This window comes from Pelomonas sp. Root1444 (assembly GCF_001426885.1).
Taxonomy (GTDB): Bacteria; Pseudomonadota; Gammaproteobacteria; order Burkholderiales; family Burkholderiaceae_C; genus Pelomonas.
This window is the reverse complement of the sequence record NZ_LMFP01000028.1, coordinates 1,109,833-1,126,451: the sequence shown is the minus strand read 5'-3', so window position 1 is coordinate 1,126,451 and position 16,619 is coordinate 1,109,833. Positions and strand designations below refer to the sequence as shown.

The window sequence follows — 16,619 nt, the reverse complement described above, 5'->3', positions numbered from 1 at the left end:
AGGCCGAAGGGTGCACCCATGAAAGCGCGCATGGACCAGGTGCGCGCCGCGGCGGGCGGGCAGCTGGCGCTGCCCTCGGTGCCGCGCGTGGTGCGCCGCCTCATCAGCCAGCTGCGCGACCCCGGCGCGTCGGTGAGCGATGTGGTCGACGAGCTGGAGCAGGAGCCGCAGCTCGCCGCGCGCACGCTGCGCATCGCCAACTCGCCCTATTACTGCGGCCGGCGCAGCCTCGCCAGCCTGAAGGACGCCGTCGCCATCGTCGGCACCGACACGCTGCGCACGCTGGTCATCAGCGGCGGGCTGGAGGCCGTGTTCGTGGCCGTGCCGGGCGTGAACCTGCGCCAGTTCTGGCTGGACGCGACGCTCACCGCCAAGGCCGCGCGCAGCCTGGCGCGGCTGGCCGGCGCGGATGCCGAGGCGGCCTTCCTGGCCGGCCTGCTGCACAACGTGGGCCACCTGATCCTGTGCCAGGCGTTTGCCGGCACGCTGCCCGCGCGGCTGGCCGGCGCGCGCTCGGTGCGCGGCGCGGAACTCGCGGCCCTGGAGCGCGCGGCCTGCGGCATGGACCATGCGCAGGTCGGCGCGGCCTGGCTGGACGAGCTGGGCTTCCCGGCCAGCGTGGTCGATGCCGTCGCCCACCACCTCGATGCCGGGCCGGCGGCCGGCACGCTGGCGCCGCTGCTGGCCCTGGCCACGCAGGTCGCGGCGGCCATCGAGGCTGGCGACAACGCGCAGCGGGCGCTGCTCAAGCTGGACGCCGGCCTGCTGGCCGCGGCCTCGCTGGTGGCCGAGAACCTGGACGCGCGCTTCGGCCCGCAGTACGAACAGATCGCCGCCGGGGGCGAGCCATGAGCATCGGCAGCGCCACGCGGCGGGCCGGCCTGGCCGTGGCGGTCGGCTTCGCGTTGTCCGCCGTGATCAACCTGTGGCTGCTGCGTGCGACGCTGACCGCGGGCCAGCTGGGCTGGCTGGCGCTGGTGCACGCGCTGGCCGCGGCGGCGACGCTGGCGGCCCTGGTGCTGCTGTCGCGCTGGTGGCTGCGCGGCGGCGAGCCGCTGATGGCGCAGCTCGACGCCGCCGGGCAGGGGCGCATCACCGAGCGCGTGCAGGACGGCCCGGTCGAATGGGCGCCGATGTCGCGCGCCATCAACGTCGCGCTGACCCGCATCAAGGCGCAGCTGGACGACCGTGACCACCGTTTGGGCGAACTGCATGCCGAGCTGTCGGTGGACCCGGTGACCCAGCTGTCGGCGCGTGCGCAGTTCATGGACCGGCTCGCCACGCTGCTGCACGAGCCGGCAGACGCCGTCGGCGGCATCGCGCTGCTGCGCATCGACGACCTGGCCGGCCTGAACCAGCGCGCCGGCCGCGAGCGCGCCGACGAGCTGCTCAAGCAGGTGGCCACGCTGCTGCGCACGCGCGCGCCGCGGCTGGTCGACGCCGGTGGCGTGATCGCGCGGCTCAATGGCGCCGACTTCGGCGTGCTGATGCCCTGCGTGCAGGCCGAGGCGCTGAACGCCTGGACGCGCGAGCTGTCCGAGGCGCTGCACGGCCTCAAGCAGCGCGAGCTGACGGACCGGCCGCGCGTCGGCTGGCTGGCGGCGGGCGTCTTCCATGGCGGCGAGACGATAGGCGCCGTGATGTCACGCATCGATCACGCGCTGCAGACCGGCGAAGGCGGCGACGCGCCGTGGATGATGGCGCGCGTCACGCGCTCCGGCCCGGCGGTGTCGCTGGCGCAGTGGCGCAGCCTCATCGACGAGGCGTTGCTCACCGGCCGCGTGGACCTGCAGCTGTCGCCCGTCACGACGCTTGACGGGATCACCACGCAACAGCTGGCGCAGGTGCGGCTGCAGAACGCCGAGGGCCGCGCCTTCGGTGCCGACGAGGTGCTGCCCTCGGCGCTGCGCACCGCGCGCATCGCCGACATCGACCTGCGCGTGGCCGAGCTGGCGCTGGCCCGCATCGCCGGGCATGAGCAGGCGCGGGAAGAGATCGCGATCCGCGTGTCGGCGCGCTCGGCCGAGCGGCCCACCTTCGTCAGCCGGTTCGAGGAGGCGTTGGCCGGCGTGGGCCCGCTGGCGCAGCGGCTGTGGGTGGAGTTCGACATCGACGGCGAACGCAACGTGGCCAGCGTGCTGGGGCCGCTGACGACGATGCTGCAGCGCCGTGGCGTGCATATTGGGCTGCGACGCGTGGTTACACCGCCCGAAGACCTGGCGCTGCTGCGCCGCCTTGGCGTAGGCTACTTGCGCCTGGGGCCGGCGTTGGGCGCCGACCTGGCTGGCGATGGCAGTGCGGGCAAGCGCCGCCTGCTGCAATTGATGGTGGAGCTGGGGGCGGCTGAGGGTTTGCGCGTGCTGGCCGGCGAGGCCGCCAGCGATTCGGATGCCCAGCTGCTGCGCAGGGTCGGCATCCCCTGCGCCTCGCCCGCCGAATCGCCGCCGACGCGCTGACACGGAGTAAGCAAACGATGGACAACGTCCCGGGCAAAGTCGTCATTCACGCCCCATCGAGCGACGCGACCATCAAGCTGGCGCTGTCGCGCGCGGCCGTCACCAAGGTGCAGGTGGCCGGCGTGGACCTGGTGCTGGTCATGTCCGATGGCACCCAGCACGTGCTGCAGGGCGCCGCATTGCGCGCGCTGGCCGACCCGGACTTCAAGCTGCAGTTCCAGGACGGCGCCATCGAGGCGTCCGCGCTGATCACCCAGGCCGGGCCGGTCAACATCACCGACACGCTGCTGCGCACCATCGAGAAGAACACGACGGACGAGGCATCGGCGCCGTCCGAGCGCGAGAGCAGCAGCGAGATGCCGCCGCCGCCAAGGCCGCTGGAGAGCGGCATGGTGTCGGGCACGGCGTCCGGCGAAGGCAGGTCCGCGGCCGAGTTCCACGACGAGGCCCGGCCGTTCACGCTGGTCATCCAGGTCGCGCCGGCACCGGCCGGTGGCCCCCCCGGCGGCCCACCGCCCCCACCGCCCGCCGGGCCCACGCTGACTGTGACCGGCCAGTTCCACAACGTCACCGGCCAGGAGGTCGGCACGACGACCACCGGCGCCACCATCACCGGCTCCGGCGGCTCGACCGAATCGGCCACCGACCTGTCGCCGGCCGCCCAGGCCTCGCCCGAGGTCATCACCGGCACGGCGGGCGACGACGTCATCAGCGGCGACGGCGGCCAGGGCATGGGCGCCGGCTGGGCGCGGCAGTTCGAGATCACGCTGTCGGCCAGGACCGCGCCCATCGTCAAGTCCCTCGTCATCAGCGGCCTGCCGGACGGCTTCGAGGTGGTGGGCGCCACCAAGGGCGCCACCGGCTGGGAGCTGCCGCTGCCGACCGACCCGACCGCCACCACGACGCACTTCAGCGTCATGGTGCGCTACCCGGTCCTGTCGGACACCGCCGGCGGCAGCCCGACGACCTTCGACCTCGTCGTCACGGCCTCGGCCGACGTGGGCGGCACCGTGCTGGAGGGCAAGCTGACGCTGCCGGCCATCGTGCGCGACGTCGCCAGCGCGGCGGACATGACCTACGCCGACGCCTCCGGCCGGGACGGCGTGGTGTTCCCGGCCTACGGCCTGGGCGACCTCATCGACGCCGGCGGCGGCAACGACACGGTCAACGGCCTGATCGGCGCGGACCGCATCTTCGGCGGCGCTGGCGCCGACAAGCTCGACGGCGGCGCCGGCAACGACTGGCTGGTGGGCGGCGAGGGCGCCGACAAGCTCACCGGCGGCAGCGGCGGCGACACGGCCAGCTACGAGGGCTCGCCCTTGGGTATCGGCGTGGACCTGGCCGCCGGCACCGCCAGCGGCGGCGACGCCGACGGCGACACGCTGGACGGCATCGAGAACCTCAGCGGCAGCGGCGGCGCCGACACGCTGCGCGGCGACGCCACTGCCAATCGCCTGGACGGCAGCGCCGGCAACGACCTGCTCGAAGGCCGCGGCGGCGCCGACGTGCTGGTGGGCGGCGCCGGCAACGACACGGCCGTCTACGCCGGCTCGTCGGCCGGCGTCACCGTCGACCTGGCCGCCGGCACCGGCAAGGGTGGCGATGCCGAGGGCGACACGCTGACGCTGACCGAGAACGTCACCGGCTCCGACCATGACGACACGCTGCGCGGCGACGCGCTGGCCAACGTGTTGCAGGGCGGCACGGGCGCCGACGTGCTGGAAGGCCGGGCCGGCGCGGACACGCTGCGCGGTGGTGGCGGCAACGACACGGCGACCTACGCCAGCTCCACGGCGGGCGTGAACGTGAGCCTGGGCACCGGCCAAGGCAGCGGCGGCGACGCCACCGGCGACCGGCTGGAGGACATCGAAAACCTGACCGGCTCCGCCGAGGACGACCTGCTGATCGGCGATGCCGGCGACAACCGGCTGGACGGCGGCACTGGCGACGACGAATTGGAAGGCGGCGAGGGCGCCGACGCGCTGGTCGGCGGCGACGGCCGCGACACCGCCAGCTACCTGGACGCCCAGGCCGGCGTCACCGCCAACCTGGCCAACGCCGCGCTGAACACCGGCGAGGCCTTGGGCGACAGCTACCAGTCCATCGAGAACCTGGCCGGCTCCGAGAACGACGACATCCTGATCGGCGACGGCTTCGACAACGTCCTGGTCGGCAACCCGGGCAACGACAGCCTGCAGGGCGGGGCGGGCGACGACCTGCTGGTGGGCGGCGCGGGTGCCGACCAGTTCGATGGCGGTGACGGCACGGACACGGCCAGTTATGCCGATTCGCAGGAAGGCGTGAAGGTCGACCTCAGCGGCGCCACGCCCAGCACGGGCGGCGACGCCGCGGGCGACACGCTGGCCAACGTCGAGAACCTGACCGGCTCGCGTTTCTCCGACCGGCTGGTGGGCGACGCCGGCGCCAACGTGCTGGACGGCGGCCGCGGCGCCGACGTGCTGACCGGCGGCACCGGCGCCGACACGCTGGTGGGCGGCGACGGCTCCGACACGGCCGACTACAGCACCTCTACGGTCGCGGTGCAGATCAACCTGACCACCGGCGTCGTGACCGGCGGCGACGCGACCGGCGACAGCTTCCAGTCCATCGAGAACCTGGCCGGCGGCAGCGGCGACGACTTGCTGACCGGCGAGGCCAGCGCCAACCGGTTGACCGGCAACGCCGGCAACGACACGCTGGTGGGCCTGGCCGGCAACGACGCGCTGGACGGTGGCGACGGCGACGACCTGCTGGACGGCGGCACCGGTGCCGACGTGCTCGCAGGTGGCGCGGGCACCGACACGGCCACCTACGCGGCATCCGCCCAGGGCGTGCAGGTCAACCTCGCCACCGGCATCGGCCAGCGCGGCGACGCCGAGGGCGACCGGCTGGCCGGCATCGAGAACCTGACCGGCTCCGACCGGGACGACCAGCTGACCGGCACGGCCGGCGTGAACAGATTGGTGGGCGGCGCGGGCGATGACGTGCTGGACGGCGGCGACGCGGGCGACGTGCTGGACGGCGGCGACGGCAACGACACCGCCAGCTATGCCAGCGCGACGGCGGGCGTCGGCGCCAGCCTGTCGGCCCCCAGCACCAACACCGGCGCAGCGGCGGGCGACAGCTACGCGTCCATCGAGAACCTGGCCGGCTCCAATTACAACGACGCGCTGGTGGGCGACGGCAACGTCAACGTCATCAGCGGCGGCGACGGCGACGACGCGATCGAGGGCCGCGGCGGCGCCGACGTGATCCACGGCGGGCTGGGCAACGACACGGTCAGCTACGCCACCTCCGGCGCGGCCGTGCAGGTGGACCTGGTGACCGGCATCGGCAACGGCGGCGACGCGCAGGGCAACCTGCTCGACGGCGTGGAGAACCTCGTCGGCTCCAACTTCGCCGACACGCTCAAGGGCGACGCCGGCGACAACCGCCTGGACGGTGGCAACGGCGACGACCTGCTGGACGGCGGCGCGGGCGCGGACCAGCTCATCGGCGGCGCCGGCAACGACACGGCCACCTACGCAGGCGCGACGGCCGGCGTGAAGGCCAGCCTCGTCAATGCGGCCAACAACGCGGGCGACGCGGCCGGCGACAGCTTCACCAGCGTCGAGAACCTGACCGGCTCGGCCTTCGACGACACGCTGGAAGGCGATGCCGGCATCAACAAGCTGCTGGGCGGCGCGGGCGACGACGTGCTGATCGGCGGCGCGGGCGCGGACCAACTCGTCGGCGGCGCAGGCAGCGACACGGCGAGCTACGCCAGTGCGCTGGCCGGCCTCACCGTCAGCCTGGCCGACACGACGCTGAACACCGGCGATGCGGCCGGCGACAGCTTCGATGCCATCGAGAACCTGACCGGCTCGGGCCTGGACGACGTGCTGATCGGCACGGCCGCGGCCAACCGGATCGACGGCGGCGCGGGCAACGACCTGCTGGAAGGCGGCGCGGGCGCGGACGCGCTGGTCGGCGGCGCCGGCCTTGATACGGCCACCTACGCGGCGTCCAGCGCCGCGGTGACGGTGAGCCTGTCCACCGGCCGCGGCAGTGGCGGCGATGCCCAGGGCGACACGCTGGCCGGCATCGAGAACCTGACCGGCAGCGCCTTCGACGATGTGCTGACCGGCGCGGCCGGCGCCAACGTGCTGGCCGGCGGCGCGGGCAACGACACGTACAACGTAGACGACTCCGCAGACCTCGTCGTCGAGGCGGCCGGTGAGGGCATCGACAGCGTCAACGCGTCGGTCAGTTATGTCCTGTCCGCCAACGTCGAGAACCTGGCGCTGACCGGCAGCGCCGACATCGACGCCACCGGCAACGCGCTGGACAACCAGCTGACCGGCAACGCCGGCAACAACCTGCTGGACGGCGGCGCGGGCAGCGACCGCATGGCCGGCGGCGCGGGCGACGACAGCTACGTGGTGGACTCGGCGGGCGACGTCGTCACCGAGAACGTCGGCGAAGGCACGGACACCGTGCGCTCGGCCGTCAGCTACGCGCTGGGCGCCAATGTCGAGAACCTGGTGCTGACGGGCGCCGGTAGCAACAGCGCCACCGGCAATGCGCTGGATAACGTCATCACCGGCAACAGCGGCAACAACCTCATCGACGGCGGCGCGGGCGCCGACACCATGGCCGGCGGCGCGGGCGACGACACCTACGTCGTCGACAACCTTGGCGACACCGCCACCGAGAACGCCGGCGAGGGTACGGACCTCGTGCGCGCCAGCGTCAGCTTCGTGCTGGGCAGCAACGTCGAGCACCTGACGCTGCTGGGTGCGGCCAACATCGACGGCACCGGCAATGCGCTGAACAACATCCTGCTCGGCAACGCCGGCAACAACCTGCTCGACGGCAAGGCCGGCGCCGACCAGATGGCCGGCGGCGCGGGCGACGACACCTACGTCGTCGACAACGCGGGCGACCAGATCATCGAGCAGACCAACGAAGGCACGGACGGCGTCAGGGCGTCCATCAGCTGGGTGCTGGGCGACAACCTGGAGAACCTGGCGCTGCTGGGTGCCGGCAACATCGACGCCACCGGCAACGCGGTGGACAACGTCATCACCGGCAATGCCGGCGCCAACCTGATCGACGGCAAGGGCGGTGCGGACACGATGGCCGGCGGCGCGGGCGACGACACCTACATCGTCGACAACACCGCCGACGTCGTCACCGAGGAGACCAACGCCGGCTACGACACGGTGCGAGCGAGCGTCAGCACCACGCTGTCGGCCAACGTCGAGGAGCTGCAGCTCACCGGCAGCGTCAACATCAGCGGCACCGGCAACGAGCTGGACAACCGCATCGTCGGCAACAGCGGCGCCAACCTGATCGATGGCGGCGCGGGCGCCGACGCGATGCTGGGCGGCGCGGGTGACGACACCTACATCGTCGACGACGCGGGCGACACCGTCACGGAAAGCGCCGGTGGCGGCACCGACCTCGTGCGCAGCGGCGTGAGCTTTGTGCTGGGCGCCAACATCGAGAACCTGACGCTGACCGGCACCGCGCCCATCAACGCGACCGGCAACGACCTCGACAACGTGCTGACCGGCAACAGCGGCAACAACGTGCTGGACGGTGGCGCGGGCACCGACACGATGATCGGCGGCGCGGGCAACGACAGCTACGTGGTCGACAACGCCGGCGACGTCATCACCGAGAACGCGTCGGAGGGCCTGGACACCGTTCGCGCCGGCTTCAGCTACGTGCTGGGTGCCAACCTCGAGAACCTGGTGCTGACCGGCAGCGGCGACCTGTCCGGTACGGGCAATGCGCTGGACAACCAGCTCACCGGCAACAGCGGCAACAACCTGCTGGACGGCGGCGCGGGAGCCGACGCGATGGCCGGCGGCGCGGGCAACGACACCTACCTCGTCGACAACGCGGGCGACACGGTTACCGAGAACGCCGGCGAAGGCATCGACCTCGTGCAGGCGGGCGTGAGCTTCCACCTCGGCGCCAACCTCGAGAACCTGACGCTGACGGGCAGCGCCAACATCGACGGCACCGGCAACACGCAGGCCAACGTCATCACCGGCAACGCCGGCAGCAACGTGCTGGACGGCGGTGCGGGCGCGGACGTGTTGGTGGGCGGCGCCGGCGACGACACCTACGTGGTGGACAACGCCGGCGACAGCATCGCCGAGCAAGCGGGCGAGGGCGCCGACCTGGTAAGGAGCTCGGTCAGCTGGACGCTCGGGTCCAACGTCGAGAACCTGACGCTGACCGGCGGCAACGACATCGACGGCAGCGGCAACGCCGCCAACAACGCGCTGCTGGGGAACGGCGGCAACAACGTGCTGGACGGCAAGGCTGGCGCCGACCAGATGGCCGGCGGCGTGGGCGACGACACCTACGTCGTCGACAACGCGGGCGACACCGTCACCGAGAACGCCGGCGAAGGCAACGACAGCGTGCGCTCAGGTCTGAGCTACACGCTGGGCGCCAACGTCGAGAACCTGGCGTTGACTGGCAGCGGCGACCTGAACGCCACCGGCAATGAGTTGGACAACGTGCTGGCCGGCAACGCCGGCAACAACATGCTGGACGGCAAGGCCGGCGCCGACCAAATGGCCGGCGGCGCGGGCGACGACACCTATCTCGTCGACAACGCGGGCGACACCGTCACGGAGGCGGTGGCCGAGGGCGTCGACCTGGTGTCTTCGAGCGTCAGCTTCCGCCTCGCCGAGAACGTGGAGGACCTGGTGCTGACGGGCAGCGCCAGCATCAACGCGACCGGCAACTCCGGCGCCAACCGCCTGACCGGCAACACCGGCGACAACGTGCTGGACGGCGGCGGCGCAGCCGATCAGATGGCCGGCGGGCTGGGCGACGACAGCTACGTCGTCGACAACCCCGGCGACACGGTCGCCGAGAACGCCGGCGAGGGCACGGACACCATCCGCTCGTCGGTCACGCTGGCGCTGCCGGCCCACGTCGAGAACCTGGTGTTGACCGGCAGCGCCGACATCGACGCCACCGGCAACGGGCTGGACAACACCCTCACCGGCAACGCCGGCAGCAACCTGATCGACGGCGCTGGCGGCGCGGACCGCATGGCCGGCGGTGCCGGCAACGACAGCTACATCGTCGACAACGCGGGCGACACGGTCACCGAGGCCGTCGGCGAAGGCATCGACACGGTCCGCAGCGGCGTGAGCTTCACGCTCGGCGCCAACGTCGAGAACCTGGTGCTGACCGGCAGTGGCGACCTGAACGGCACCGGCAACGAACTGGACAACGCCCTCACCGGCAACGCCGGCAACAACCGCCTGGACGGCGCTGCCGGGGCCGACGCGATGGCCGGCGGCGCGGGCGACGACACGTTCGTCGTCGACAACGGCGGCGACACGGTGACCGAGAACGCCAGCGAAGGCACCGACACCGTGCTGGCCTCGGCCAGCCACGCGCTGGCGGCCAACGTCGAGAACCTGACGCTGACCGGCAGCGCCAGCATCAACGGCACCGGCAACGAACTCACCAACGCCATCGTCGGCAACAACGGCAACAACGTGCTCGACGGCGGCGCGGGCGTCGACGTGATGACGGGCGGCCTGGGCAACGACACCTACGTCGTCGACAACCTCGGCGACAACATCGTCGAGAACGCCGGCGAAGGCAGCGACACCGTGCGCAGCGGCCTGACGTGGACGCTGGGCGCCAACCTCGAGAACCTGGTGCTGACCGGCAGCGCCGCCATCGACGGCACCGGCAACGCGCTGGCCAACGCCATCACCGGCAACGCCGGCAACAACCAGCTGGACGGCGGCGCGGGCGCCGACGCGCTGGCCGGCGGCGCCGGCAACGACATCTACCTCATCGACAACGCCGCCGACACCATCGTCGAGAACGGCGGCGAAGGCACCGACACCGCCATCGCGGTGGTCAGCTATGCGCTGTCCGCCAACGTCGAGCGCCTGGTGCTGGATGAGAGCGGCGGTGCCATCGACGGCACCGGCAATGCGCAGTCCAATGTCATCACCGGCAACACCAGCGACAACGTGCTGGACGGCGGCGCCGGTGCCGACACGCTGACCGGCGGCGCCGGCAACGACACCTACGCCGTCGACAACCTGGGCGACACGCTGGTGGAGGTGAGCGGCCAGGGCAGCGACACGGTGCGCGCGGCCATCAGCTGGACGCTGGCGACGAACTTCGAGAACCTGGTGCTGACCGGCACGTCGACCATAGACGGCAGCGGCAACGCGGTGGCCAACAGCCTGACCGGCAACGTGGCGGCCAACACGCTGGATGGCGGCGCGGGTGCCGACACCATGGCCGGCGGCGGCGGCGACGACACCTACGTCGTCGACAACGCGGGCGACCTCGTGCTGGAGAACGCCGACGAGGGCACGGACACCGTGCGTTCGTCGCTCAACCTGACGCTGGCGGCCAACGTCGAGAACCTGGTGCTGACGGGCAGCGCCGACCTCACCGGCACCGGCAACACGCTGGACAACCAGATCACCGGCAACGCCGGCAACAACACGCTGGATGGCGGCGCGGGCGCCGACACGCTGGCCGGCGCTGCCGGCGACGACAGCTACATCGTCGACAACCCGGGCGACCTCGTCGTCGAAAACGTGGGCGAGGGCAACGACACCGTGCTGGCCTCGGCCAGCCACGTGCTGGAAGCCAACATCGAGAGTCTCACGCTCACCGGCAACGCCAACATCGACGGCACCGGCAACGACCTGGCCAACACCGTCACCGGCAATGCCGCCAACAACGTGCTCGACGGCGGCGCCGGCGCCGACGTGCTGGCTGGCGGCCTGGGCAGCGACACCTATGTCGTCGACAACGCGGGCGACAGCGTGGTCGAAGCCCCCGGCGCCGGTACCGACACCGTGCGCGCATCGCTGAGCTGGACGCTGGGCACCGACGTCGAGAACCTGGTGCTGACCGGCAGCGCCAACTTCACCGGCACCGGCAACGACCTGGACAACCAGATCACCGGCAACACCGGCGACAACACGCTGGACGGCGGGCTGGGCGCCGACACGATGGCCGGCGGCGTGGGCAACGACACCTACCTCGTCGACAACGCGGGCGACATCGTCAACGAGCGCGCCAGCGAGGGCACGGACACCGTACGCGCCAGCGTGAGCCACGCGCTGGCGGGCAATGTCGAGAACCTGGTGCTGCTGGGTGCCGCCGCCATCGACGGCACCGGCAACCTGCTGGACAACGTCCTGACCGGCAACGATGGCGCCAACGCGCTGTCCGGCGGCGGCGGCAACGACACGCTGGACGGTGGCGCCGGCAACGACACCCTGAGCGGTGGCACCGGCGACGACACCTACCTGGTCAACGACGCGGGCGATACGGTGGTGGAGAACGCCAGCGAAGGCACGGACACTGTGCTCGCCTCGGTCAGCCACACGCTGGCGGCCCACGTCGAGAACCTCACGCTGACCGGCACCGCCGCCATCGACGGCACCGGCAATGCGCTGGACAACACACTCGTCGGCAACGGTGCGGACAACACGCTGGACGGCGGCGCGGGCGTCGACACGCTCGCCGGCGGGGCCGGCAACGATACCTATCTCGTCGACGACGCGAACGACGCCGTCGCCGAGAACGCCGGCGCCGGCACCGACACCGTGCGCTCGACGGTGACCTACACGCTGGCGGCCAACGTCGAGAACCTGGTGCTGCTGGGCAGCCTGGCGATCAACGGCACGGGCAACGCGCTGGACAACGTCCTGACCGGCAACGTGGCGGCCAACGTGCTCGCCGGCGGCGCCGGCAACGACACCTACGTCGTCGACAACGCGGCCGACGTGGTCACCGAGGCGGCCAACCAGGGCACGGACACCGTGCAGGCGTCACTCAACTGGACCTTGGCGGCCAACGTCGAGAACCTGGTGCTGACGGGTAGCGCTGCGATCAACGGCACGGGCAACACGCTCGCCAACGCCCTCACCGGCAACAGCGGCGACAACGTGCTGGATGGCGGGGCCGGCAACGACACGCTGGCCGGCGGGGCCGGCAACGACACCTACGTCGTCGACGGCAGTGGCGACGTCATCGCCGAGAACGTCGGCGAAGGCGCCGACACCGTGCAGTCGTCGGTGAGCTGGACGCTGGGCAGCAACCTGGAGAACCTGGTGCTGACGGGCAGCGCCAACATCAACGGCACCGGCAACACGCTGGCCAACAGCATCACCGGCAACGCCGGCATCAACGTCATCGACGGCGGCGCAGGCGCCGACACGATGGCCGGCGGCGCGAACAGCGACGTGTACATCGTCGACGACGCGGGCGATGCCATCGTCGAGGCCGCGAGCGCCGGCTGGGACACCGTGCGTGCGGCCGTCACGTACACGCTGCCCGTGAACGTGGAGACGCTGGTGCTGACCGGCACGTCGGCCATCAACGGCACCGGCAACAGCGGCGACAACGTGCTCATCGGCAACACCGCGGCCAACACGCTGACCGGCCTGGCCGGCAACGACGTGCTGGACGGCGGCAGCGGCGCCGACACGATGGTGGGCGGCACCGGCAACGACACCTACGCCGTCGACAACGCCGGCGACGTGGTGACGGAGAACGCCGCCGAAGGCACCGACACCGTGGTCTCGTCGCTCACCTACACGATCAGCGCCAACGTCGAGAACCTGGCGCTGTCGGGCAGCAGCGCCATCAGCGGGACCGGCAACACCGGCGACAACCTGCTGGTCGGCAACACCGCGGCCAACACGCTGACCGCGCTGGGCGGCAACGACACCCTCAACGGCATGACCGGCAACGACACGATGGTGGGCGGCACCGGCAACGACACCTACTGGGTCGACAGCGCCGGCGACGTCGTCACCGAGAACGCCGCCGAAGGCACCGACACCGCGATCGGCCTGGCGAGCGTGACCCTGGCCGCCAACGTCGAGAACGGCGCGCTGCGCGACGGCGTCAAGCTCGACGGCCAGCTGCAGCAGTACCTCACGCTGCCCAGCGTGACGGTGGGCGGCGACATGACGATGCAGGCCTGGGTCAACCTGGCGGGCAACCAGGGCAACTGGTCGCGCCTGTTCGACATCGCCGGCCAGTCCAACAACAACGTGCTCGTGGCCTTCAACGGCACGACGGTGGTGGTGCAGGACTACGTCGGCACGACCTTCGGCGGCGGCCTGAACGCGACCACGTCCATCGGCACCGGCTGGCACCAGATCAGCCTCACCATTGACGCGCAGGGCAGCAGCGCGCTCTACGTCGACGGCGTCGTGCGCTCGTCCGGCACGCTCGGCGTGCCGCTGGACGTGGCGCGCCAGTTCTTCGTCGGTAAATCCGGCTGGTCGGCCGACCCCTACCCGACCATGGTGGTCAACGACGTGCGCATCTGGGACCGCGCGCTCACGCAGGCCGAGGTGCTGGCCGGCATGACCATGCACTCGCTCACCGGCACCGAGAGCGGCTTGGTCGCCTACCAGCCGCTCAACGGCACGCTGGCCAGCGGCATCAGCGGCGGCGGCACAGCCACGTTCAGCGGCATGACCTACGGCAGCACGCTGAAGTACGGCGGCAACTTCGACCTGACGGGCGGCTACGCCGACCACAACCTCACCGGCAACGGCGCGGCCAACACGTTGACCGGCAATGGCGGCAACAACGCACTGGACGGCGGCGCCGGCGCCGACACGATGGCCGGCGGCGCGGGCGACGACAGCTACGTGGTCGACAACACCAGCGACGTCGTCACCGAGGCGGCCAACGCCGGCTGGGACAGCGTCAGCGCCTCGGTCACCTACACCGCGCCGGCGAACGTGGAGCGCCTGGTGCTGACCGGCAGCAGCGCCCTCAACGCCACCGGCGGCACGACGGCCGTGCGCATCGAAGGCAACAGCGGCGCCAACACCCTCAACGGCGCCAGCGCGGGCTCCTGGCTGTTCGGCGGCGGCGGCGCCGACGCCCTCACCGGCGGCGCCGGCAACGACGTGCTTGTCTCGCAGGCCTCGCCACAACTGGGCCTGAAGGGCGAGTACTACAACAACACCACGACCAGCGGCGCGCCGGTGCTGACGCGCTACGAGGCGGTGGACTTCCGGACCGACGGCAGCGCGGCGCCCGGCGTCGTCAACGGCGACAACTATTCGGTCAAGTGGACCGGCAACCTGCTGGCGCCGGCCTATGGCAACTACCAGTTCCAGTTCTTCGTCGACGACAGCTCGACGCTGACCATCAACGGCGCGACGGTGCTGACGCAGGCGTCCTACACGGGCTCGAACTCGGCCATCGCGAACGTCACGCTGCAGGCCGGCTACAACAGCATCCAGATGACGCTGGCCGAAGGCGGTGGCACGTCCGGCGCCATGCTCTACTGGCGGACGCCCAACGACGTGTCGATGAGCATCATTCCGCTCAACGCGCTGTCCTCGGGCACGGCCGCGGCCGATGCGAGCGCCGACACGCTGACGGGCGCCGCCGGCAACGACCTGCTGATGGGCGGCAGCGGCGCCGACACCCTGGCCGGCGGCATCGGCAACGACACCTACCTCGTCGACAACGCCGGCGACACCGTGACCGAGGCCAGCGGCGAAGGCACCGACACCGTGCAGTCCTCCATCACATGGACGCTGGGTGCCAACGTCGAGAACCTCGTGCTGTCCGGCGCGGCGGCGATCAACGGCACCGGCAACACGCTGGTGAACTCGCTCATCGGCAACGCGGCTGCCAACGTGCTGGACGGCGGCGCCGGTGCCGACACGATGACAGGCGGTGCTGGCGACGACACCTACGTCGTCGACGACGCTGGCGACGTGAGCGTCGAGAACGCGAGCGAAGGCACCGACACCGTCCAGGCCTCGGTGACCTTCACGTTGGCCGCCAACGTCGAGAACCTGGTGCTCACCGGCGTCGCCGCGCTCGACGGCACCGGCAACGCGCTGGACAACACCCTCACAGGCAACAGCGCCGCGAACACGCTGACCGGCGGCGCGGGCAACGACACATTGAGCGGCGGTGCTGGAGCCGACACGATGCTGGGCGGTACCGGCAACGACGGCTATACCGTCGACGACGCCGGCGACGCCGTCACCGAGAACGCGGGCGAGGGCACCGACACCGTTCAAGCCTCGCTCAGCTGGACGCTCGGCGCCAACGTCGAGAACCTCGTGCTGACCGGCGCCTCGGCGATCAACGGCACCGGCAACGCGCTGGCCAACGCCGTCACCGGCAACGCCGGCGCCAACGTGCTCGATGGCGGTGCGGGCGCCGACACGCTGGCCGGCGGCCTGGGCAACGACACCTACGTCGTCGACAACCCGGGCGACGTCGTCACCGAGAACAGCGGCGAGGGCACGGACACCGTCCAGGCCTCGGTCGGCTGGACGCTTGGCGCGAATGTCGAACATCTGGTGCTGACCGGTGCCGCGGCGATCAACGGCACGGGCAACGCGCTGGACAACACGATCACCGGCAATGTCGGCGACAACATGCTCGACGGCGGTGCCGGCGCCGACACGATGAGCGGTGGCGACGGCAACGACAGCTACGTCGTCGACAACGCCGCCGACTCCGTCGTGGAAGCGGCCAACGGCGGCACCGACGGCGTGCAGTCATCGGTCTCGCACACGCTGTCCGCCAACGTCGAGAACCTCACGCTGACCGGTGGCGGTGCGATCAACGGCAGCGGCAATGCGCTGGACAACCTCATCACCGGCAACGGCGCGACCAACACGCTCGATGGCGGCGATGGCAACGACACGCTCATGGGCGGCGGCGGCGCCGACGCATTGCAGGGCGGCAATGGCGACGACACGCTGATCGCCGCGTCACCCGCCGACCTGGCCTCGGCCCACGGCGGCGCCGGCACCGACCTGCTGAAGTTCATCACCGTCGGCGCGAGTTTCGACGTCGCCTCGCTGGTCAACGTGGCCCAGGACATCGAGGTGCTGGACCTGCGCAACGGCAGCGCTGGCGGCATCGACCTGTCCAGCCTCGGCCTCACCAGCATCACGGACGCCAACCATGCGCTGACGATCAAGCTCGACAGCGGCGACGTCATCAACGTCGCCGCCGACACGCAACTGCAACAGCTCTCGACCGGCACCGACGTCTATGGCAACGCATTGACCGACTACGCGGTGATGCAGCAGCAGGGCGCGGACTGGGTGCAGACGGCCACGCTGCATGCCGTCGTCGGCGCGGGCGGCTGACCCGCAG

General features: G+C 71.4%; 3 protein-coding genes. All 3 read left to right on the top strand.

The genetic code is table 11. The features are described from left to right. The first annotated feature begins 18 nt into the window (after window positions 1-18). Genes ASD35_RS22715 through ASD35_RS28430 form a run of 3 tightly spaced genes read left to right on the top strand, consistent with a single transcriptional unit; the run spans window position 19 to window position 16,612 of the window. Window positions 19-852: an HDOD domain-containing protein gene (locus tag ASD35_RS22715; protein ID WP_082580367.1), complete on the top strand. Its 834-nt coding sequence runs from the start codon at window positions 19-21 to the stop codon at window positions 850-852. Beyond that, complete coding sequence (locus tag ASD35_RS22710; protein ID WP_056877185.1) at window positions 849-2,456, top strand: EAL domain-containing protein; 1,608 nt, start codon at window positions 849-851, stop codon at window positions 2,454-2,456. The genes ASD35_RS22715 and ASD35_RS22710 overlap by 4 nt, the downstream gene beginning before the upstream one ends. A 17-nt stretch (window positions 2,457-2,473) precedes the next feature. Then, entirely contained in the window at window positions 2,474-16,612 is a 14,139-nt protein-coding gene (locus tag ASD35_RS28430; RefSeq protein ID WP_056877184.1) for an S-layer family protein, read from the top strand. Window positions 16,613-16,619: the final 7 nt, after the last annotated feature.

Bases quoted from the DNA above. Each gene is read 5' to 3' on its own strand.
- ASD35_RS22715 (WP_082580367.1), top strand. From the start codon at position 19: ATGAAAGCGCGCATGGACCAGGTGCGCGCCGCGGCGGGCGGGCAGCTG.
- ASD35_RS22710 (WP_056877185.1), top strand. From the start codon at position 849: ATGAGCATCGGCAGCGCCACGCGGCGGGCCGGCCTGGCCGTGGCGGTC.
- ASD35_RS28430 (WP_056877184.1), top strand. From the start codon at position 2,474: ATGGACAACGTCCCGGGCAAAGTCGTCATTCACGCCCCATCGAGCGAC.